The following is a 20,728-nucleotide window of genomic DNA, read 5'->3' on the forward strand; positions in this document are numbered from 1 at the left end:
CCCCCCCCGCACCCGCCCCGCCCCCGGCACCGACCAGTCCTCCACCCGGCCGGTGCGTCGCCGCGGCACTCACGGCGGACCGCTTCGCGCCTGCGCGCCACCCCACGCGCCCCCCGCGCGCCACCCCGCTCCTGTGCACGCTGCGTGTTCATCCGCGCCCACCGGACCCGACGAGCCGACACGGCGGCACAGGCGGCACAGGCGGCCCGAGGAGGCGGCCCGCGCGGCGCCCGGTCCTCGCCCGCCCGCCGCCACCGCGACATGACCGGTGCGCTCCGACACGCCGAACGGCCGGCCCGCGCCATCCGCCGGACCCCTTGGCGCGACGGGCTCGTGAATCCCTGAAAATCCTTGTGAGCAGGGCTTTTTGGCGGCGGTGAAGGCGATCGGACAGGAGGTCGCGAGGGGTAGCCTGTGGCCTTCCTCTCGACCCCTTCGCGGAGGTGCGCACCCGTGTCAAGGTCCTTCGTCCACCTGCACAACCACACCGAGTACTCGATGCTCGACGGTGCCCAGAAGCTCAGGCCGATGTTCGCTGAGGTCGCGAAGCAGGGCATGCCGGCCGTCGCGATGAGTGACCACGGCAACATGTTCGGCGCGTATGAGTTCCACCAGGTCGCCAAGGACTTCCAGAACGTCAGGCCGATCATCGGGATTGAGGCGTACGTGGCACCGTCGTCGCGACGCGACCGCAGACGGGAGTTCTGGGGTCCGGGCGGGCAGCGCGCCGTGTCGGACGACGGCGAGGGCTCCAAGGACGTCTCCGGCGGCGGCCGTTTCACTCACATGACCATGTGGGCGACGGGCGCGCGGGGCCTGCGCAACCTCTTCCACCTCTCCACGGAGGCCAGCTACACGGGCCAGTTCCCGGCGGGCAAGCCCCGCATGGACCTGGAGCTGATCAGCGAGCACGCCGAGGGCGTCATCGCGACGACCGGGTGCCCGTCCGGCGCCGTCCAGACCCGGCTGCGGCTGCACCAGTACGACGAGGCCCGCGAGGTCGCCGCCGCCTACCGGGACGTCTTCGGCGAGGAGAACTACTTCCTGGAGCTGATGGACCACGGACTGCCCATCGAGCGGGAGGTCCGGGACGGGCTGCTGCGCCTGGCCAAGGAGCTGCACCTCCCGCTCCTGGCCACGAACGACGCGCACTACGTCCACGAGGACCAGGCCGACGCGCACGACAACCTGCTGTGCATCGGGGTCGGCAAGAACAAGGCCGACGAGAAGCGGTTCCGGTTCCAGGGCAGTGGCTACTACCTGAAGTCCGCGCGGGAGATGCGGTCCCTGTTCGCCGAGTTGCCGGCGGCCTGTGACAACACGCTGCTGATCGCCGAGCGGATCGGCTCCTACGACGAGGTCTTCGACCACGTCGACGAGATGCCCCGGTTCCCCGACGTGCCGGAAGGGGAGACGCAGGAGTCGTGGCTGCGCAAGGACGTCCTCAAGGGGCTCGCCATGCGCTACGGCGACCCGGTCCCCGCCGAAGTGCTGGAGCGTTTCGAGACCGAGATGTCGGTCATCGGCCCCATGGGCTTCTCCTCCTATTTCCTCGTGGTCGCCGACATCTGCAAGTACGCCCGCGACAACGGTGTCCCCGTCGGACCGGGCCGCGGCTCGGCCACCGGATCGATCGTCGCCTATGCGACGCGGATCACCGAACTGTGCCCCCTGGAACACGGTCTGCTGTTCGAGCGGTTCCTCAACCCCGAGCGGATCAACCCGCCGGACGTCGACCTCGACTTCGACGACCGCCGGCGCGACAGGATGGTGCGTTACGTCACCGAGAAGTACGGCGACGCGTACACCGCCATGGTGAACACGTTCGGCAGGATCAAGGCCAAGAACGCGATCAAGGACTCCTCCCGGATCCTCGGCTACCCCTTCTCCCACGGCGAGCGCATCACCAAGGCGCTGCCGCCCGACATCATGGGCAAGTCGATCCCGCTCGACGGCATCTTCGACCCGGAGCACCCGCGTTACGGCGAGGCCGTCGAGATCCGGCAGATGTACGAGAACGAGCCGGACGTGCGGGCGGTCATCGACACCGCCAGGGGCGTCGAGGGCCTGACCCGGGGCACCGGCGTCCACGCGGCCGCGGTCATCCTGTCCAAGACCCGGCTGACGGAGCGCATCCCGCTGCACATGCGGGCCTCCGACGGTGTGAAGATCACCGGTTTCGACTATCCGTCGTGCGAGGCCATGGGCCTGGTCAAGATGGACTTCCTGGGGCTGCGGAACCTGGGCGTCATCGATCAGGCGCTGGAGAACATCCGGGAGAACCGGGGCGTCAGGCTCGCCACCGTCGACCCGATGAACGGCGACCAGGACACCGTCGTCATCCCGCTGGACGACCGGAGGACCTTCGAACTGCTGGGCCGGGGCGACACCCTGGGCGTGTTCCAGCTCGACGGCGGCGGCATGCGCGCGCTGCTGAAGCTGATGGAGCCGACCCGGTTCGAGGACATCGCGGCCGCGCTGGCGCTGTACCGGCCCGGCCCGATGGCCGCCAACGCGCACACCAACTACGCGCTGCGGCAGAACGGCAGGCAGGACCCCGACCCCATCCACCCGGAACTGGGGGACGCGCTCGCCCCGATCCTCGGGAGCACCCACCACCTGCTCGTCTACCAGGAGCAGATCATGGCCGTCGCCCGGACCCTCGCCGGGTACACCCTCGGCGGCGCCGACATGCTGCGCCGCGCGATGGGCAAGAAGAAACCCGAGGTCCTGGCCGCGGAGTGGAAGAACTTCCACGCCGGTATGACCGGCAACGGCTACTCGGAAGAAGCCACCAAGGCGATCTGGGACGTCATGCTCCCGTTCTCCGGCTACGCCTTCAACAAGTCCCACACCGCCGGATACGGGCTCGTCTCCTACTGGACGGCGTACCTGAAGGCCAACTACCCGGCCGAGTACATGGCCGCGCTGCTCACCTCCGTCGGGGACGACAAGGACAAGGCCGGCGTCTACCTGGCCGACGCCCGCAAGCTCGGCGTCACGGTCCTCCCGCCCGACGTCAACGCATCCCTGGCCGAGTTCGCGGCCGTCGGCGACGACGTCCGCTTCGGCCTGCTCTCGGTGCGCAACGTCGGCGAGAACGTGATCGAGTCGATCATCACGGCGCGCAAGTCCAAGGGCGGGTTCACCTCGTTCCAGGACTTCCTCGACAAGGCCGGCCTGCCCGCGCTGAACAAGCGGGCCATCGACTCGCTGATCAAGGCCGGCGCGTTCGACTCGCTCGGGCACAGCCGCAAGGGGCTGGCCGCCGTGCACGAGACGGCGGTCGACGCGGTCGTGCCGCTGAAGAAGGCCGCCGCGTACGGGCAGGACGACCTGTTCGCCGGTGTGGGCGGCGGCCACGGTGCCGGCGCGGACTCCGGGTTCGGCCTCGACATGAGGATCGGTACGGAGGAGTGGCCGCGCCGCCAACTGCTCTCCACCGAGCGCGAGATGCTCGGCATGTACGTCTCCGCCCATCCGCTGGACGGCACCGAGCACATCCTCGCCGCCCACCGCGACACCACGATCGTCGACCTGCTGTCCTCCGGCCGAACGGAGGGGATGCTGTGCCTGTCCGGTCTGATCACCGGCGTCCAGCCGAAGATGACCAAGCAGGGCAACAGCTGGGCGATCGTCGACCTCGCCGACCGGGACGGCACGATCGAGGTCCTCTTCTTCCCCGCCGCGTACCAGCTCGTCGCGGCCGCCCTGGTCGAAGACAGCGTGGTGTCCGTCCGGGGCCGCGTCAACGAACGCGACGGTGCGATCAGCGTCTTCGGACAGGAAGTGCGGGTGCTCGACGTCGCCTCGGCGGAGCGCACCGGGGCGGCGCCCGTGGTGCTCGTGTTGCCGTACCACCGCGTCAGCGCGCCCGCGGTCAGGGAACTCGGGCGGATCGTCGGGGCCCACCCCGGCGAGCACCCGGTCCACCTCTCGGTCCGCGGACCGCGCAAGACGATCGTCTACCGGCTGCGGGCCACCGTGAACGCCATGACGATCGCCTCCGACATCAAGGGGTCGTTCGGACCCGACGCCTGGCACGGGGCCGGGTGAACCCTCGTCCGCCACGGCGCTGTCAGTGCCACCCCGTACGCTCGCGCTCCTACCGGTGGAACGCTTCGAAGGGAGACGGCGATGGGCGGCAACGGATGGTGGCAGACAGGTCCTTACCAGCGGGACCTGGCCGCCGCGTTCCGGCAGGAGCAGGAGCGCGAGCTGGCCCTGGACGACCACGGCTTCGGGCAGCGGTCCGTGGCGGACCTGTGGCGGGACCCGCGGTGGCACGAGTACATCTTCACGGGTGGCACGGGCTCGGTGCTGGACTTCCCCGAGATGATCGACCCGGAGGACAGGGACGAGGGCCCGTTCATACGGCCGTTGACCGACGACGAGGTGCGCGCCTGGGCCCCCGACGGCCGGCCCACCGAAGCGGAGTGGGAGGACGCCCTCGACTCCGAGCGCCTGCCGTATCCGGGACGCGGCCGCGGCAACTGCACGGTGCTCTACCGTGACGGCCGGCCGGCGGGGATCGGCTACTGGGGGGTCACCAGCGACTAGGGGCGCCCGGGGCGGCGGCCGGGTCCCCGTCCAGCCGTGCCCCCGCGTCCGTGCCGGCCGGGTACTCCCCGCCGCACGGCGCGTGCACGACGGTGTCCGCGCGGCTCGCGCCGCTCCGTGCCAGGTGCAGGGTGAGCAGGGCCTCGACCAGGGCCGCGGCGGAGGTCTCGTCCAGCGGGGCGAGGAAGTCGCGTTCGACGCGCTCGCGGGCCTCTTCCGCCTCCTCCAGGCACGTCCGGCCGGCCGGTGTGAGCGTCACCACGTTGCGGCGCCGGTCCCGGTCGCTGCGGTGCCGCTCCACGTACCCCTTGCTCTCCAGCGAGTCGACGACGCCGACCATCGTGGTGCGGTCGAGGCCGATCCGGGCGGCGATCTCCAGCTGGGACGGCTGCTCCGGCGAGGCGGCGATCACCGCCAGCACACCGAGTTCCCGCGGGATGAGGCGGAAGGGGGCGAGCGCCGTGTCCAGTTCGGCGGCCAGCCCCAGGTAGGCGTGCTTCAGGAGATATCCCAGCCGACGGGAAAGTACATCAGGGGGACCCTCATCCTTCATATGGGCAGCGTACACTTCACTGACCATCAGCCATACTGACGATCTGCTTCAATGACCGATCATCGGTCCGTTCGGGCCACCGGTGAACGGGACACCCGCACCCCCGTCAGCTCCGCGGAGCGCCCGCGGTACCGGGTTCTCAGGGGCGGGGCGCCCCAGCGACGCGGCGCCCCCACCGCCCCGCAGCCACGCGGACCACGCAAGCCACACGCACGCCACCATCACGAGCAAGGAAGTGACGTTCACGTCATGAGCGACTCGCCCCCGGCCGAGGCCATACGCACGGCTTCGGCCCCCACCGCGCACGGCACCGCCGACGCCCCCGACCCCCGCCGCTGGTGGGGCCTGGTGGTCATCGCCCTGGCGCAGTTGATGGTGGTCCTCGACGCGACCATCGTGAACATCGCGCTGCCGTCCGCGCAGAAGGCCCTCGGCATGTCCGACGGCAACCGCCAGTGGGTCATCACGGCCTACACCCTCGCCTTCGGCGGCCTGCTGCTGCTCGGCGGTCGCATCGCCGACCTGGTCGGCCGCAAGCGCACCTTCATCATCGGCCTCATCGGCTTCGCCGTGGCCTCCGCGGTCGGCGGCGCGGCCGGCAGCCCCGGCATGCTCTTCGCGGCCCGCGCGCTCCAGGGCGTGTTCGGCGCCGTCCTCGCGCCGTCCGCGCTCTCCCTGATGACGACCACGTTCACCGATCCCCGGGAGCGCGGGAAGGCGTTCGGCATCTACGGCGCCATCGCCGGCGCGGGCGGCGCGCTCGGCCTGCTGCTGGGCGGCATCCTCACCTCGTACGCGAACTGGCGCTGGTGCCTGTACGTGAACATCCCGATCGCCGCCGTCGCGGTGATCGGCGCCCTCATGCTGCTGCACGACCGCCCGGGCCACCGCGAGGCCCGGCTGGACATCCCCGGCGTGATCCTCGGCTGCGGCGGCCTGGTCGCCGTCGTCTACGGCTTCTCGGAGGCCGAGTCGCGCGGCTGGAGCGACGGCCTGGTGGTCAGCCTGCTGATCGGCGGCGTGGCCCTGCTGGCGGCGTTCGTCTTCTGGCAGAGCAAGACCGAGCACCCGCTGCTGCCGCTGCGCATCCTCGCCGACCGCAACCGTGCGGGCTGCTTCCTGACCATGGGGCTCGCCACGATCGGCATGTTCGGTCTGTTCCTGTTCATGACCTACTACTTCCAGGGCATCCTCGAGTACTCCCCGGTCAGGAGCGGTCTGGCGTTCCTGCCGATGTCCGCGATGATCATCCTGGGCTCCACCCAGGTCTCCGCCCGGCTGCTGCCCCGTACGCCCCCGCGCCTGCTGATGGTGCCCGGCATGCTCCTGGCCGCGTCCGGCCTCGCGGTGCTCACCCGGCTCGGCGTGGACTCCGCGTACGCCACCCACGTCCTGCCCGCCGAGCTGCTGCTCGGTCTCGGCATGGGCCTGACCTTCATGCCGGTCTTCTCCACCGCCACCAACGGGGTGCGGCCGCAGGACGCCGGTGTGACCTCGGCGATGGTCAACACCTCGCAGCAGGTGGGTGGTTCGCTCGGTACGGCGCTGCTCAACACCATCGCCACCTCGGCGACGAGCACCTACGTCGGCCGCCACCTGACCAACCCCACGCAGAAGGCCCAGGTGCTGCGCGAGGGCATCGTGCACGGCTACACGCAGGCCATCTGGTGGGGCGTGGCCGCGATGCTGATCGCCGCGGTGGCCGCCGGCGTCCTGGTCGTCGCCCGGCCGACCGGCCGGGGCGGCGCGCCGGCGGGTGCCGCCGCCGCGCACTGAAAGCCCGACCGCCGTTCACCCCCGCGCCCGGCCCCGGCACCACCGCCGGGGCGGGGCGCGGGTACGCGGAGCGCGCAGAGTGATCATTGCGCGACAGATAGTGAAGATGGCCGGAAAGTGGCTGGTTGCCGCCCTCGACATCACCGAAAATCGGGACATAGCGGCTTACCGTTCACGGGAGGACGACCGATGAGGCTCAGCATTGCCCCACGCGTTGAGCAGGGCGACGACGGAGACAGCCACCCCGGCACGCCGTGGACCCCACCGGAAGAGCCCCCGAGCCCCGACGGTTCGAGCCCGGAGGGCGACGGGAAGCACCGCAAGTGACCTCCGCCGCCCCGCGTGCGGACCGGCCCGGCCGCGCGGAGTTGGGGCGGGTCCTCATGGCCTCCGGCGCGCTGTCGTCGGACTGGATGCCGTCGTTCTCGGCCGTCGACCGGGCCGCGTTCCTCCCGGATGTCATCTGGCCCTACGACATGGCGACCCGCTCGAGCGTCCACGTCGACAAGCGGGCCGACCCGGATGCCTGGTACGCGGCGGCGGACAGCGACATCCCGATCGTCACCCAGTGGGACGACGGCGCGCACCTCGGCCCCGGTCCGGGGAAGCTCTCCACCAGTTCCTCGTCCATGCCCTCGACGGTCTACTCGCTGCTCCAGGACCTGGACGTGGCGGCGGGCATGCGTGTGCTGGACGTGGGCACGGGCACGGGCGAGACGGCCGCCCTGCTGAGCCACCGGCTCGGACCGCGGCACGTGACCACCGTCGAAGTGGACGGAGCGGTGTCCGCGACGGCTCGGGACCGTCTGCACAAGCAGGGATTCCACCCCCGGGTGGTCGTGGGTGACGGCTTCGAGGGGTATTCCGGCACGGCCCCCTACGACCGGGTCCTGGCCACCGTCGGCATCCGCCGACTGCCCATGGAGTGGATCAGGCAGACCCGGCGCGGCGGCGTGATCCTCGCTCCCTGGGGCACCTCCTACGGGAACGCCGACGCCATGGTCCGCCTGGAGGTGGCGGGCGGGACGGCCACGGGGCCCTTCACCAGGCTGGTGGAGTTCATGAAACTCCGCGCGCAGCGGGGTCCCGCCGTCCGCCCCGCCGACTACCTTTCCGCGGGCCCCCTCCAGAACGCCGACCGGAGCACGGCGGTGCTCGCCGAGGACGAGTTCCCGACGGGCCCGTTCACGGACCTGCCGTTCGTCCTCGGCCTCCGGGTGCCGCGGTGCCGCCAGGCAGTGGCGGACAAGCGGGACGGTGCCCGGCCCGTCTGGTTCTACAGCCTCCTCGACACCTCGTGGGCCTGTGTGATGTTCCGCGACGGCCGGCGGCACGCCTCCGTGTGGCAGTCCGGCCCCCGGCGCCTCTGGGACGAAGTCCGTGAGGCGCACGACTGGTGGAGGGAGCGCGGATGCCCGGGGGTGACGCGGTTCGGTCTCACCGTCGACGCGTCCGGCCGGCACGTCTGGCTGGACGATCCGGCGAACGAGTCCTGGCCCCTGCCGAGTTGAGCCGCGGGCGTCAGGGCCGGGGCTTGTGCGCGAATACCCAGCGGTTGCCCTCCAGCGCGTCGTTCGGCTCGGGGAGGGGGCCGCGTCCGTGGCGGAGGCTGAATTCGAAGGGGGTGTGTACCGAGGTGGACCAGCCCTTGGCCGTCAGGTCGCCCGCGGAGTCGGGTCGGGGCCCCCTGTCGAAGAGGCGGAGCAGGTCGATGCCGATCTGTTCCCGCGTCGCCGTGTAGATCGCGCTGTCGCGGTACGCCAGCAGGTCCTTCTCCAGCTTGGCCTCGAAGGCCAGTGCGCTGCCCGCGGTGGTCAGCCGGTCCACCGTGTCGACGAGGTACGTCTCGGCGGGGCCCGGCAGGTAGAAGAGCAGCCCCTCGGCCAGCCAGACGCTCGGCGCGGCCGGGTCGAAGCCGGCGGTGGTGAGCGCGGTGACCCAGTCGCCGCGCAGGTCGACCGGCACGGGGACGCGCTTCGCCTTCGGGGTGGCCGACAGGTCGGTGAGCACCCGGTGCTTGAACGCCAGCACGCCCGCCCTGTCGATCTCGAAGACCATGCAGCCGGACGGCCAGTCCAGCCGGAATGCGCGGGTGTCTAACCCCGCGCCCAGCAGCACGACTTGGCGGGCGCCCGGACGGACGGACCGGAGGAGGAAGTCGTCGAGGACCCTGGTCCGCAGGCCGAAGTAACGGGCGAACCGCCCCCACAGCGGGTCGGCGTCCCCGTCCGGCACCTCCTCGATGCGGACCGGCCAGTCCGCGCACGCCGGGGCGGCGCGCACGAAGTGCTCCGCGTGGACGTCCCGGGCCAGGCTGTCGTGGCGGTGGGTCTCGATCGCCCGTGCCGCGGCGACCAGGAGGGCGGTCAGACCCACGCCCGCGTCCACGCCTTCGACGTCGGGGTGGTGCGGCGCCGTGCCGGTCATGTTTCCTCCATCGGCGGGAGTGGGGACGGGGGGATGCCTGTCGGCCGGGTGCGGTGAGTCCGTGGTGCGGAGTGCCTCGCTCATCGGCTTCCGCCCCCCCGGGAGCAGGACGGGTTTGACCACGCGGCCGGCGTCGCAGTCGCGTTCGGCCTCGTTGATGTCGGCCAGCGGGTAGGTGCGGATCAGCTCGTCGAACGGGAAGCGTCCGGCCCGCCACAGCCCCAGCAGCCGGGGTATCAGCAGTGCGGGCACGGCGTCCCCTTCGCAGATGTGGCGGATGCCGCGGCCCCGGTCCAGCGTGCCCGGTTCGAGCGGCAGCGCGGTGTGCAGCCGTGCCACCAGGCCGAGGCTGCCGGTGGGGCGCAGGGCCCGGAGCGCGTCGTTGATGAGCGGCGGTGAGGCCGTGGTGTCCAGCGCGTACCGCGCTCCGCCGTCGGTCAGCCGCCGTATCCGCTCGGGCAGTCCGGCCGTACCGGCGGGCAGCGGGACCGCGCCGTACCGTTCCGCCAGGGCCAGCCGTCCGGGATGCCGGTCGACGGCCACGGTCGACGCGCCGGCGGCGGTGGCCGCCATCACCGCGGCCAGGCCCACCGCCCCCGCGCCGAGGACCACGAGGGTGTCACCGGGGCCGGCGGCGAAGGCGTTCAGCACGGCTCCGGCGCCGGTGAGGAAGCCGCAGCCGAGCGGCCCGAGCAGTTCGACAGGCAGGGCGGGGTCGACCCGGACGGCGTTGCGGGCCGGGACGAGCGCGTACTCGGCGAACGAGGACTGGCCGAACCACCGCGGGGCCAGCGCCTCCCCGGTCGCGTCGGTCAGCCGCGGCGCCTTCTCCGCGCGTCCTCCGAAGAGGTTGAGGGAGGCGAAGGAGTCGCAGTAGGCGGGGGCCGCGCCGCGGCAGTTCCGGCAGTGCCCGCAGGAGTCGAAGCTCAGTACGACGCGGTCACCGACGCCGATCGCGGTGTCCGGGCCGCCGCCCGTGGCCACCACGACCCCGGCCCCCTCGTGGCCGAGCACCGCCGGCAGCGGGCTGCGGCCGGCCGATCGCCGGACCGTGAGATCGGTCCGGCACATCCCGCAGCCCGCGATCTCCACCAGCAGCTCGCCGACGGCGGGTTCCGTGCGCAGGCTCACCTCCTCGACCGCGAACGGGTCCTCGTACGAGCGCAGTACGGCCGCCCGGAACCTCGTCGTCATGCCTCCCCCTCCGGGCGGTGGACGACGAACGGCCGGAGGTTGCCGTAGAGCCCCCACGGTCCGCCCGCGACCCCGACACCGCTGTTCTTGACGCCCGCGAAGGGCTGGGCCAGGGACAGTTCGGCATGGTGGTTGATCCAGGCCGTGCCGCATTCCAGCCGGTCGGCCACCTCCTCGGCCCGGTCGAGATCGGTGCCCCAGACGGAGCCGCCCAGCCCGAAACCGGTGCCGTTGGCCGCGTCGACGGCTTCACCGAGGCTCCGGTACGGCAGGACCGGCAGGACCGGCCCGAACTGCTCCTCGGTCACCACCGGGCTGTCGGGCGGGACATCGGTGAGGATCGTGGGAGCGAAGAAGTAGCCCGGCCGGTCCAGCCGCCGTCCGCCCGCCGCCGCCCGGGCGCCGTCCGCCAGGGCCCGCTCGGTGACCAGCTCGACCCGGGCCAGCTGGGGGGCGTTGTTGACCGGGCCCAGCCGGGTGTCCGGGTCCAGACCCGCTCCGACCGCGACGGTCCTCGCGCGCTGGGCGAGGGCTTCGACGACCTGGGCGTGGAGCCGGGCCGGGGCGTAGACGCGTTTGACCGCCATGCAGACCTGCCCGCAGTTGCGGAACGCGGCCCAGAACAACCGGTCCGCGATCCGGTCCACCTCGACGTCCTCCAGCAGGACGGCGGCGTCGTTGCCGCCCAGTTCCAGGGTGACCCGGGCGAGCGAGGCCGCCGCCGCCTCGGCGACGGCCCGCCCGGTGGGCACCGAGCCGGTGAAGGTGACGTGGCGGATGCCCGGGTGGCGGGCGAGGCGGGCACCGAGCGGTTCGCGGCCGGTGACGACGGTCAGCACGTCCTCGGGCAGGGCGGTGGCGAGGACGGAGCCGAGCAGCCGGGTGGCGAGGGGGGTGAACGGGGACGGTTTGAGGACCAGGGTGTTGCCCGCCGCGAGCGCCGGCGCGAACTTCGCCGCCGCGAGCTGGAGGGGGAAGTTCCACGGCACGATCGCGGCGACGGGGCCGAGGGGCCGCCAGCGGACCTCGCTGCGCACGGGCCGGCCGTCGATGATCCGCCGGGTCCTCGGGGCCAGATCGGCGAAGTAGCGCAGACGGGCCGCCGTACGGGCGATCTCCGCGTACGACTCGGCCAGGGGCTTGCCCTGTTCCCGGGTGAGCAGCCGGGCGAGGTCGTCGCCGGCCTTCTCCACGGCGTCGGCCGCCGCGCGCAACGCGGTGGTGCGGGCGGCGGGGTCGGCACGCCAGCCGTGCCAGGCCCGGTGGGCCCGGTCGACCACGGCGTCCAACTCGTCCGGCTGCTGGTCGGGGGCCTCGTCGAAGGTCTCCCCGGTGGCCGGGTCGACGACGGCGAAACGGGCGGCCCGGCGTCCGGGGACGCGGTCGGGCTCAGGGGTCGGCATGCCGGCGGTCAGCCCACGGCGGGGACGGCGGGGGCGGCGGCCGCGTGCTCGCGGGCCTGCCGGTCCATCTCCGACCGGAAGGCGGCCACCAGCTGTGGCCGGATCCTGCCGGCATTGCGGTCGCCGCCCTCGCAGACCGCTCCGCGCACGCCCACGATGTCCGTGCCGATCCGGGTCAGCGCGCCCAGGTCCGCCTGCCGGACGCTGCCCGCGAGGGCGGCGAGCAGACCGGTCGCGTGGGCCCGCCGGACGAACTCGGCGCAGACGTCCGGCGGGACGTGGTCGAACAGCCGCGTCCCGTCCTTGACGGCGGTGTCGAGCATGGCCGCGTCGGCGCCGGAGCGGGCGGCGATGTCGGGCACGGCGAGCGGATTGACGCAGCCGATCCGGTGGGCGTCGGCGTAGCCCGAGGCGACGACGAGCGCTTCGGGGCGGTGGTCCTTCACCGCCCGGACGACCGCGCGCATGACGTCGATGCCCTGATCGGGCGTCGTACATCCGTAGAGGCCGACCTTGATGTACGTGGCTCCGGAGACGACGGCGCCGAGCGCGGCCTGAGCCACCGTGCCGGGCTTGTACGGGACGTCCCCCACCGTGGCGGACACCGGTTTGTCCGCCGGGACCGCGTCGCGGATCTCCCGGATGACCCAGGGGAAGTTCGCGCCGAGCGAGCCCTCGTCGGGCTTCTTGACGTCGACGATGTCGAGGTGCTCCGCCGCCTTCGCGCAGTCGAGGGCCTCCTCGACGCCGTCCGGGGAGATGAGAAGCAACACCATGGGCTCCTTCCGCCGCATGTCCGCCTGACCGAGGGACAGGGGTGCGGATCACCTGGTTCCTGTGCGGTGTGCTCATCATTTCTGTCGCCCGTGGGCGCCGGTAGAGCGTGCGGAGTGCCCACGGGGCGCTCGCCGCCACGCGCAACGCGCCGCGCACACCGGCGTGAACCGGTCCCGCCCGGGCGCCCGTGCCCCTCAGGTATCCGGCGTCGCCGTGTCGCCGGCACGGCCCCCGCCCACCGCTCGACCGGTCCGGCACCGCCCCCTCCCGCCGGTACGCCAGACTGGGCCGCGGGACCGGGTCCGTCGCCCCCGGCCCGTCCTCGGGAGGAAACCGTGACGAGCCCTGTCGGCAAGCCGAGCCTGATCGTCGTGAGCGGTGGTCCCGGAACGGGGAAGACCACCCTCGCGCACGAACTGGCCCGCGTCCTCGGATGCCCCGCGATCATCCGCGACGAGATCAAACAGGGCATGGTCATGTCCCACCCGGGCTACCGGGGCGGCGGCGGCGACCCCCTCAATGCGCCGACCCTCCACGCCTTCTTCGGCGTGCTGAAGGTGCTCCTGGAGGCCGGGGTGACGCTCGTCGCCGAGGCCGCCTACCAGGACCGGCTGTGGCGGCCGAACCTCGCGCCGCTCACCGGCCTGGCGCACCTGCGCGTCATCCGCTGCGCCGCCGGGGCCGACGTCGCACACGACCGGATCGTCCGGCGCGCCGAGGAGGACGCGCACCGGGCCGCCCACGGCGACCGGGACCTGCTGCGAGCCATCGCCGCCGGGGAGCACTCCCTGGAGTCCTTCGTGCCGATCTCCCTGGACGCGCCCACCCTGACCGTGGACACGTCGAACGGATACCGGCCCGGCCTCCGGCACATCGCCGGCTTCGCCCGGGCGTCCGCGGACGGCGGGTCGTCGTCCGAACGGTCGCCTCAGACGGCTCCGAACGCGGGGGAGTCGCGCCATTCGACGGGGGAGACGCCGTAGGTGGCCCGGAACACCCGGCTGAAGTGCGAGGCGCTGATGAAGCCCCAGCGGTGGGCGATCGCCGCGATCGTCAGCCCCGCCGCGTGCCGGCGGGCCAGGTCGCGCCGGCACTGCACCAGGTCCACCACGTTGCGGGCGATCGACTCGCCGGTGCGCTGCGGATAGGTCGACGCGGTGTCGACCAGCCGGGACAGGAACGGTGTCAGCAGCGCCCCGAGCCCGGACTCGGAGCCGAGTGGCGCGGCCGTGATCCGCTGGAGGTCGGACTCGCTCAGGCCGAGGACCTCGCGCGGCAGCACCAGGGACTTCGTCCGGAACCGCTCGGGGAGGGTCAGCTGGAGGGGCCGTGCCATGTCGTAGACGAAGAGCTGCCCCGGCTCCAGGACCGCGTCCCGGCCGTCCTGCTCGATCCGGCCGACGCCCCTGCTCAGCAGCTTCACGACCACGTAGTCGTCGTTGTCGCCGGCCGCGATCAGCCGCCGGGTCCGCGCCGCCCGCAGCGGTTCCCCGTCCACCGTGACGACCTGCATCGGGCCGAGCAGCGACGTCTGGATCGTGCCGCGGTCGACCTCGTCGGGTACGCGCATGTCCACGGCCCCGAACGTCTGGGACAGCGCCTCGCGCCAGTAGGCCCGTCTGCGCTGGACGGGCACCGAGTCCGTGGTGTGGAGGCTGTCCGGGAGTGCTGGGTCGAGAGTTGTTGAGTGCGACGACATGTGCTCTCCGCCCTTTGCCAGTCCTTTTTCAGACACACTCTGCCAGGCCGGATCCGGTCGTGACATCACGCGAATCCGTGAGACCGAGGGACAGGGCCGGGACAGGGCCCCCTTGCGGGGGCACGGGCAAGGGCGAGGACACCGGCACGGTGACCGTCCACATGATCACCGTCGCCCCCGTCGGCCGTCCGCCGAGGAGGGCGGTCTCCTCGGCGGCAAGTGGATTTTCGGCATCATTCGAGCGGAGGACCGGGGGCGGCCGGCCGAAGGGGGTGACCTATTCGACGAAGCGGCTCACTAGGCAGACGCTGCGCTTCCCCGGGTATTCGCTCAGGTTCCACAGCGCGTCGTACCGGCCGTCGTAGCTCAGGTCCTCGCACCCCGTCGCGAGCGGCCTGACCTTCTTCGGGACAGGGTTGCCCCGGGGGAAGGCGAGCAAGGAGCCGGGCCGGCCACCGGCGCTGCGCGAGAGGTAGTACGTGCCGCCGACCAGTACGGCGCCCTGCGCGTTCCAGCCGCCGGGGACGGGGAAGAACTCGTTCGCGGCCTTGGACTCGATCCACTCCGTGCCTGGCTTGAGCCGCCAGCGCACCACTCGTGGCGTGCGGTCACCGTTGCTCCGGGGGTCCGGTACGTCCTCGCCCTTCCCGTCCTCGCGGTGGAACTCGTTGACGACCAGCGAGATCTCGCTCTCACCGTGCGTGCGGTCCAGGGATACCGCCGAGTACGCGAGCCCCGTACCGTCGTTGTCGTAGGCCGCGCTCTGCGGCAGCAGGTAGGTCGTCGACCGGCCACCGTTCCAGGTCTGGCGCATGAGGTGGTCCATGGCGAACACCCGCAGGCCGTGCTTGGTGTCGGGGACGTAGAGCCGGTTGCGGTACCAGGCGAGCCCACCCGTGTGGAAGGCGACGGGCCGGTACACCGTCCGGCCGGCGCGCTGGTACGGCTCCACCAGCTTGACGTGCCGGTAGCGGATGTTCCGCATGTCCGTGATGTCGACGAACGTGACCCGGGCGTCTCGGGCCGGCTTGCCCAGGTACCAGGAGACCAGGAGCCATGTGCGTCCGAAACCTTCAGGATCCGCGCCGCGGTGGTCCGCACCGTAGGCGTCGTAGCTGGTGGTGACGCCCTGCGGCATCCAGCTGCGGCCGTCCCGGTCCGCCCGCGTGCCCCAGGCGAAGCCGTCGAGGATCTTCTCGGGGGCGCCGCTCTGGCCGCCCTTGATCCGCCGGGCCCGGGACGGGCCGTGTTCGAGCAGGGCCGACCGCTTGACGAACCTGAGGCCGCGAAGAGCGACCAGGTCCTTGATGAGGTCCGTGTACGTCGGCCCGCTCTTTGTCGGCCCCAGGCGCGGCTCCACGGAGAAGGCGTCCGGGGCCGGGGTGGTGTCCGCCGCCGCGGGGAGGGCCTGGGCCGCGTTCGCGGTTTCCGGTGCCCACAAGCTCCCGGCCGCCGCCACCACCGGTGCCGCGGCCAGCATGCGTAACGTCGCTCTGCGTGAGGTGTCCATGACCTGGGAGAGTAGGAACGGACGGTGGGGTTCGGTATGCCCTAACCCTGTCCGGACCGTCCCCCCATGTCCCACCAGGCACGATCCCCTTGTCCCGGACGGCGCCGCCGCCTTTTCCGGACAGGGCGGCGGTCCCTGTGCCGAGCCCGCGCACGGCCCGGCACACGGGCGAGGGCGGTGACGCGGTCGTGCGCCGCCGGGCCGGGGCGGCGGCGGAGGTCAGCCGGCGTCGCGGGCGCGGTGGTCCTGGACCGCGGCGCGGCTCGTGGCCAGGTGGTGCAGGACCAGGGACTCGACGCGGGAGACGTCGCGGTCGGCGATGGCCTGGTAGAGGGTCTCGTGCTCCTCGGCGATGCCGAGGAGGTCGTCGTGCCGGCCGAGCAGCCAGCGCACCCTGCTGCGCATGACGCGTTCCAGCTCGCTCAGCAGCTCGTTGGCGGCGAGCTGGATCACCGTCTGGTGGAAGTCGGCCGCGGCACGGCGGGCGCCCACGGCGTCGCCGGCCCCGGCCGCGCGCAGTTCCCGGTCGAGGTCGGCGCGCAGCCGACGCAGCCCCTCGCGGGTGTGCCGCTGCGCGGCGAGCCGGAAGGCCAGGGGCTCCAGTACGCCGCGCACCTCGTCCAGGTCGGCCAGGTCGGACGGGGTGAACTCGCGGACCACCGCCCAGCTGCGCGGGCGGGGCGTGACCAGGCCCTCGGCGACGAGCGTCTTCAGGGCGTCGCGGACGGGCAGCCGGCTCACACCCAGGGACTCGGCGAGTTCACGCTCGACCAGCCGGCTGCCCGGCCGCCGTACCCCGTCGAGGATCTCGTCCCGCAGCTGCCCGGTCACGCGCTCCGACTCGGGCGTGAACCCCTCTGACCCCGTCATGGTCGTCCTTCTCTCGTCACGTCCCCGGCGGTGCACCGGCGCTGTGCGGGCGCCGGTGTGCCGTGGGGACCAGGCCACAGTGACCTTAGCCGGTGACGAGGACGGGACAGGCCCGGGTCAGCGGCCCCCGGGAGGCCAGTTGGCGATCAGCTTGGGCCGCGGAGGGGCGTACGTGCGCACCTTCGACGTGGTCAGACCCTGGCGGACCAGCGACTCGGCGATGCCGACGGCCGCCGCCACCCCGTCGACGACGGGGACCCCGGTGCGCTCCACGACGCGCTCGGCGAGGCCGGCCATCCCGCCGCAGCCGAGGCAGATCACCTCCGCCCTGTCGTGCTCGACGGCGCGGGCTGCCTGCTCGACGATGGCGTCCACGGCCGCCTCCTCGTCCTCCTCCAGCTCCAGCACGGCGAGCCCGCTGGCGCGCACGGAGGCACACCGCGCGCTCAGCCCGGCCACGTGCAGCCGCTCCTCGATGAGCGGGACCGTGCGGTCGAGCGTGGTGACGACGGAGTAGCTGCGGCCGAGGAACCGCGCGGTGCTCGCTGCCGCCTCCGTGATGTCGACGACGGGTACGTCGAGCAGTTCTTGCAGCCCCTCGCGGCCGTGCTCGCCGTACCCGGCCTGGATGACGGCGTCGTAGTCCCCCCGGTAGGCGCGCACGGTCTCCATCACGGCGACGGCGGCGAGGTAGCTCTCGTAGTTGCCCTCGACCGACTCCGCGCCGAACGCCGGGGTCAGCGGGATGATCTCGGTGCCCGGTGAGGCCGCGGCGGCGGCCGTCCGGCCGATGACGTCGGTGATGGACCGGGTGGTGTTGACGTTGACGACGAGGATGCGCATGGGTCGACTCCCTTGGAGGCGCGGGGGACGCGGACCGGGCCGGCTCACTCGGCGGCGACGGCGATGGCCTCGCCGTCGACGTCCCGGGCGCCCGCCGACCGGTCGGCGATGACGGCGTACACGGCGGCGGCGATCAGCGCGCCGATGAACCACGAGAACCCGGCCGCGGCGTGGAAGAGGGGGACCAGGGCCACGGTGACCGCGATCGCGGCGCTCGGCAGGAAGGCGGCGATGGCGCGCGGGTTGTAGCCGCGCCGGTAGTGGTAGTCGCCGCCGGCGTCCTCGGTGTACAGGTGGGGCACGTTCACGCGGGAGCGGCGCAGCAGCCAGTAGTCGGCCATGACGACGCCGAAGAGGGGGCCGAGGAGCGCACCGAGGCCGCCGAGGAAGTAGGTGACGACGACCGGGCTGTTGTAGAGGTTCCAGGGGGTGATGACCAGGCCGAGCACCGCGCTGACCAGGCCGGCCTTGCGGAAGTCCAGGCTGCGCGGGAAGAGGTTGACCAGGGCGTAGATCGGGGCGACGAAGTTGGCCAGCAGGTTGACGGCCACGGTCAGGGCGATCAGCGCGAGGGAGGCGACGGCCAGCAGGGCCATGTTCGGGATGGTCCGCACGATGTCCGTGGGGCTGGTGATGATGTGCCCGTCGAGCTTGAACTGGGCGCCGCTGAGGAGGGAGACGATCGCGGCGAAGAAGAGCATGTTCACCGGGATGCCGATGACGTTGCCGCGCACGATGGCCGCGCGGCTGCGGGCGGAGCGGGTGAAGTCGCAGAAGTTCAGCACGAACGTGCCGTAGATGACCACCCACAGCGCGGCGGCCTGGAGGACCTGGAGCCACATCGCGCCGCCGGTGAGCGGGTCGCCGTCGGAGAGGGAGATCGATCCGCCGGCGCGGAAGAACATCCAGGCGGCCAGCGCGCACATGGTGATCAATGTGGTGGGGGCCGCGAACGCCATGTAGCGGCGGATCATCTGCATGCCGTAGCTGACGATGAGGACCTGAAGGCCCCACAGCGCCAGGAAGGTGATCCAGCCGAGGCCGGACTGGCCGAGCAGCGAGTCGTCGTCGAACCGGCCGAGGCCGGGGAACAGGGCGACGAGCAGGGTGCTCAGCACGGAGGAGGCGAGGTAGGTCTGGATGCCGAACCAGGCGATGGCGACCAGGCCGCGCACGCCCGCCGGGATCTTCGCGCCGTGGACGCCGAAGGCGATGCGGCTCATGACCGGGAACGGCACACCCGTCTTGTGTCCCATGAAGCCGGACAGGGTGAGCAGCAGGAACAGCAGGAGGGAGGCGAGCGCGAAGGCGGCCAGGATGCCCCACACGTTCAGGCCGAGCGCGAACAGCCCGAGCGCGAAGGCGTAGTTGCCGAGGCTGTGCACGTCGTTGGCCCACAGGGTGAACACGTTGTAGGCGCCCCAGCGGCGCCCTTCCTTCTTCGTGGGGGCGAGATCGTACGTGTAGAGACCAGGGCTGGGAGTGCTGCTGGTCTCCACGGACGACCGGTTGTCCAGCGCGGTCATACGGGACTCCGGGAGGGGGAGGGCGGGAACGTCCAGAGATTTCCACCAGGTGGAAGCTAACTTCCGCGCGACTGAACGTAGTTTTCGCCGGAGAACACCGTCAAGAGGTGGGACGGAAGTCGGGCAACGGCTTCTTACCCGCTGAAAAAGGGCAGCGCGAACCGCCCCGGGTGGTCGGGTCCACACGGGACGATCCACGCTGCTTCAGGGGTGCGTGACCTCCCCGCGCGCCGTCAGGTCAGCCGTCCGTTCCGGGCGACGACCCGGCCGCCGTGCACGACGGTCTCCCGGGGCGGCAGATCGACCAGGACCTGCGGCGGGCACTCGCCGTCGACCAGGACGAAGTCGGCCGGGGCGCCCGGGGAGAGGTCCGCGCGCGGCAGCCCCAGCACGTCGGACCCGCCGTGCGTGGCGGTGTCCAGGCACGCCGTCAGCTCCTCGTCGAGGCGTCCGCCGGTGACCCAGCCGAGCAGGTGCGCGCGGTGCAGCATGTCGGCGTTGCCGAACGGGCTCCAGGAGTCCCGCACCCCGTCCGAACCGAGCCCGACCCGCACCCCGTGCGCCCGCAGCCGGGCGACCGGCAGGACCAGGTCGCGGCTCGGCGCCACCGTCGTCAACGCGATGTCCAGCTCGCCGAGTTCGCTCGCCACGGCGGCGAACCGGGCCTCGGGCAGGAAGGGCAGGCAGAAGACGTGGCTGACGGTGACCCGGCCGTTCAGGCCCAGCGCGCGGGTGCGCTCGGCGACGGCGCGCAGGACGGCCACCCCTCGCTCGTCCCGGTCGTGCAGATGGAGGTCGATGCCGGTGCCGTAGCGGTCGGCGAGGGAGAAGAGCAGGTCGAGCTGCTCGTCGGGGGCGCCGTCGAAACCGATCGGGTCGATGCCGCCGACGATGTCCACGGCCTTGCTGCGGGCGGCCTCGGTGAGCAGCTCGGCGGTGCCGGGCGCACGGACGACGCCGTGCTGCGGGAAGGCGACGATCTGGACGTCCAGGGCGTGCCGGAGCCGGTCACGGGCCTGCGCGATGCCCTCCACACCGGCCAGTCCGTAGGCGGGGGCCACGTCGGCGTGCGCCCGCATGGCACGGGTGCCCCGGGTGACGGCGTGCGCCATGAGCGCGTACGCCCGCTCGGCGACCGGCCGCTCCTGGGCGCGGAACAACTCGGCGTCCTGCGCGGCGAATTCGGCGATGGCCCCGGCCGGCCGGCGCGACACCCAGGGGCCGCCCCAGGTCGTCTTGTCGGGGTGGATGTGCGCGTCCACCAGGCCGGGCAGCGCGATACGGCCGCCGCCGTCGACGACCACCGCACCCGGTGGCGCGGGATCACCGCTGATCAGCCCGTCGACGACGACCAGCTCCCCGGGCGGACCGGCACCGGCACCGGCACCCGGGAGGCGCACGTCACGGAAGACGACGGGCGGGGGTGCGGAGGCCGATGGGGATGGTGACGGGGGCGGCGATGGCATGGGTGCTCTCCTTCGGCGTGGGGGCGCGGGCGAGTGAAGGGGCGTCAGATGGAGTCGGCCTCCCGGCGGTGTGCGGGGCCGGGCGGGACGGTGCGGGACGGTCCCGCCCGGGCCGTTCGCCTGG

15 protein-coding genes and 1 pseudogene are annotated in these 20,728 nt (G+C 72.4%); 5 read left to right on the top strand and 11 right to left on the bottom strand.

What is annotated here, in order from left to right; genetic code table 11:
- The first annotated feature begins 453 nt into the window (after window positions 1-453).
- The gene (gene dnaE / locus IF37_RS0129915; RefSeq protein WP_030749415.1) at window positions 454-4,056 is read left to right on the top strand and encodes a DNA polymerase III subunit alpha; all 3,603 of its coding nucleotides are present in this window, start codon (window positions 454-456) and stop codon (window positions 4,054-4,056) included.
- Window positions 4,057-4,137: 81 nt separating this feature from the next.
- Window positions 4,138-4,560 carry a hypothetical protein gene (locus IF37_RS0129920; RefSeq protein WP_030749417.1) on the top strand — a complete coding sequence of 141 codons (423 nt, stop codon included), beginning with the start codon at window positions 4,138-4,140 and terminating at the stop codon, window positions 4,558-4,560.
- Here the strand turns inward: IF37_RS0129920 and IF37_RS0129925 are convergent.
- Window positions 4,547-5,113 carry a MarR family winged helix-turn-helix transcriptional regulator gene (locus IF37_RS0129925; RefSeq protein WP_079165945.1) on the bottom strand — a complete coding sequence of 189 codons (567 nt, stop codon included), beginning with the start codon at window positions 5,111-5,113 and terminating at the stop codon, window positions 4,547-4,549. The genes IF37_RS0129920 and IF37_RS0129925 overlap by 14 nt on opposite strands.
- 51 nt (window positions 5,114-5,164) lie before the next feature.
- On the opposite strand from IF37_RS0129925, the gene IF37_RS0129930 reads away from it, so the two are divergent.
- Both IF37_RS0129930 and IF37_RS0129935 read left to right on the top strand, forming a co-directional pair.
- Window positions 5,165-6,889, top strand: coding sequence for an MFS transporter (locus IF37_RS0129930; RefSeq protein ID WP_301540359.1), 1,725 nt, complete (start codon window positions 5,165-5,167; stop codon window positions 6,887-6,889).
- A gap of 383 nt (window positions 6,890-7,272) precedes the next feature.
- Window positions 7,273-8,400 (top strand): methyltransferase domain-containing protein, encoded by a 1,128-nt coding sequence (locus IF37_RS0129935; RefSeq protein WP_052845457.1) that lies wholly within the window; start codon window positions 7,273-7,275, stop codon window positions 8,398-8,400.
- 10 nt (window positions 8,401-8,410) lie between these two features.
- Here IF37_RS0129935 and IF37_RS42705 read toward each other — a convergent pair whose 3' ends face one another.
- From IF37_RS42705 to IF37_RS0129950, 4 genes and pseudogenes are all read right to left on the bottom strand, one after another.
- On the bottom strand, window positions 8,411-9,316 hold the full coding sequence (locus IF37_RS42705; protein WP_079165953.1) for a class I SAM-dependent methyltransferase: 906 nt from the start codon (window positions 9,314-9,316) through the stop codon (window positions 8,411-8,413).
- A gap of 99 nt (window positions 9,317-9,415) precedes the next feature.
- Window positions 9,416-10,510, bottom strand: a pseudogene (locus IF37_RS0129940) (NAD(P)-dependent alcohol dehydrogenase); the annotation flags it as partial.
- Entirely contained in the window at window positions 10,507-11,913 is a 1,407-nt protein-coding gene (locus IF37_RS0129945; RefSeq protein WP_030749428.1) for an aldehyde dehydrogenase family protein, read from the bottom strand. The gene IF37_RS0129945 and the pseudogene IF37_RS0129940, both read right to left, overlap by 4 nt.
- A gap of 8 nt (window positions 11,914-11,921) precedes the next feature.
- Entirely contained in the window at window positions 11,922-12,686 is a 765-nt protein-coding gene (locus IF37_RS0129950; RefSeq protein WP_037857347.1) for a (5-formylfuran-3-yl)methyl phosphate synthase, read from the bottom strand.
- A 339-nt stretch (window positions 12,687-13,025) separates the two neighbouring features.
- Here IF37_RS0129950 and IF37_RS0129955 point away from each other — a divergent pair, with 339 nt between their 5' ends.
- Window positions 13,026-13,673: an AAA family ATPase gene (locus tag IF37_RS0129955; protein ID WP_079165946.1), complete on the top strand. Its 648-nt coding sequence runs from the start codon at window positions 13,026-13,028 to the stop codon at window positions 13,671-13,673.
- Here the strand turns inward: IF37_RS0129955 and IF37_RS0129960 are convergent.
- The 6 genes from IF37_RS0129960 to IF37_RS0129985 all read right to left on the bottom strand — a co-directional run bounded on the left by IF37_RS0129960 (window position 13,619) and on the right by IF37_RS0129985 (window position 20,604).
- Complete coding sequence (locus IF37_RS0129960) at window positions 13,619-14,389, bottom strand: AraC family transcriptional regulator (RefSeq protein ID WP_063886422.1); 771 nt, start codon at window positions 14,387-14,389, stop codon at window positions 13,619-13,621. The two genes, IF37_RS0129955 and IF37_RS0129960, sit on opposite strands and share 55 nt — an antisense overlap.
- A gap of 277 nt (window positions 14,390-14,666) precedes the next feature.
- Window positions 14,667-15,899 (bottom strand): hypothetical protein, encoded by a 1,233-nt coding sequence (locus tag IF37_RS0129965; RefSeq protein WP_158727413.1) that lies wholly within the window; start codon window positions 15,897-15,899, stop codon window positions 14,667-14,669.
- A gap of 219 nt (window positions 15,900-16,118) precedes the next feature.
- Window positions 16,119-16,769 carry a GntR family transcriptional regulator gene (locus IF37_RS0129970; RefSeq protein ID WP_030749441.1) on the bottom strand — a complete coding sequence of 217 codons (651 nt, stop codon included), beginning with the start codon at window positions 16,767-16,769 and terminating at the stop codon, window positions 16,119-16,121.
- Window positions 16,770-16,886: 117 nt separating this feature from the next.
- On the bottom strand, window positions 16,887-17,612 hold the full coding sequence (locus IF37_RS0129975; RefSeq protein WP_030749444.1) for an aspartate/glutamate racemase family protein: 726 nt from the start codon (window positions 17,610-17,612) through the stop codon (window positions 16,887-16,889).
- Window positions 17,613-17,656: 44 nt separating this feature from the next.
- On the bottom strand, window positions 17,657-19,138 hold the full coding sequence (locus tag IF37_RS0129980) for an NCS1 family nucleobase:cation symporter-1 (RefSeq protein ID WP_030749447.1): 1,482 nt from the start codon (window positions 19,136-19,138) through the stop codon (window positions 17,657-17,659).
- Window positions 19,139-19,371: 233 nt separating this feature from the next.
- Window positions 19,372-20,604, bottom strand: coding sequence for an amidohydrolase (locus tag IF37_RS0129985; protein ID WP_079165947.1), 1,233 nt, complete (start codon window positions 20,602-20,604; stop codon window positions 19,372-19,374).
- Window positions 20,605-20,728 lie beyond the last annotated feature (124 nt).

Origin of the sequence: Streptomyces sp. NRRL S-31 (assembly GCF_000718775.1) — a bacterium.
Lineage (GTDB): Bacteria > Actinomycetota > Actinomycetes > Streptomycetales > Streptomycetaceae > Streptomyces.

Excerpts from the sequence above, each read along its gene's own strand:
- IF37_RS0129930 (WP_301540359.1), top strand. The coding sequence starts at position 5,165 with ATGACCGATCATCGGTCCGTTCGGGCCACCGGTGAACGGGACACCCGC.
- IF37_RS42705 (WP_079165953.1), bottom strand. The coding sequence starts at position 9,316 with ATGACCGGCACGGCGCCGCACCACCCCGACGTCGAAGGCGTGGACGCG.
- IF37_RS0129960 (WP_063886422.1), bottom strand. The coding sequence starts at position 14,389 with ATGTCGTCGCACTCAACAACTCTCGACCCAGCACTCCCGGACAGCCTC.
- IF37_RS0129925 (WP_079165945.1), bottom strand. The coding sequence starts at position 5,113 with ATGAAGGATGAGGGTCCCCCTGATGTACTTTCCCGTCGGCTGGGATAT.
- IF37_RS0129945 (WP_030749428.1), bottom strand. The coding sequence starts at position 11,913 with ATGCCGACCCCTGAGCCCGACCGCGTCCCCGGACGCCGGGCCGCCCGT.
- IF37_RS0129920 (WP_030749417.1), top strand. The coding sequence starts at position 4,138 with ATGGGCGGCAACGGATGGTGGCAGACAGGTCCTTACCAGCGGGACCTG.
- IF37_RS0129975 (WP_030749444.1), bottom strand. The coding sequence starts at position 17,612 with ATGCGCATCCTCGTCGTCAACGTCAACACCACCCGGTCCATCACCGAC.
- IF37_RS0129965 (WP_158727413.1), bottom strand. The coding sequence starts at position 15,899 with ATGGACACCTCACGCAGAGCGACGTTACGCATGCTGGCCGCGGCACCG.
- IF37_RS0129980 (WP_030749447.1), bottom strand. The coding sequence starts at position 19,138 with ATGACCGCGCTGGACAACCGGTCGTCCGTGGAGACCAGCAGCACTCCC.
- IF37_RS0129985 (WP_079165947.1), bottom strand. The coding sequence starts at position 20,604 with ATGCCATCGCCGCCCCCGTCACCATCCCCATCGGCCTCCGCACCCCCG.
- IF37_RS0129935 (WP_052845457.1), top strand. The coding sequence starts at position 7,273 with ATGGCCTCCGGCGCGCTGTCGTCGGACTGGATGCCGTCGTTCTCGGCC.
- IF37_RS0129970 (WP_030749441.1), bottom strand. The coding sequence starts at position 16,769 with ATGACGGGGTCAGAGGGGTTCACGCCCGAGTCGGAGCGCGTGACCGGG.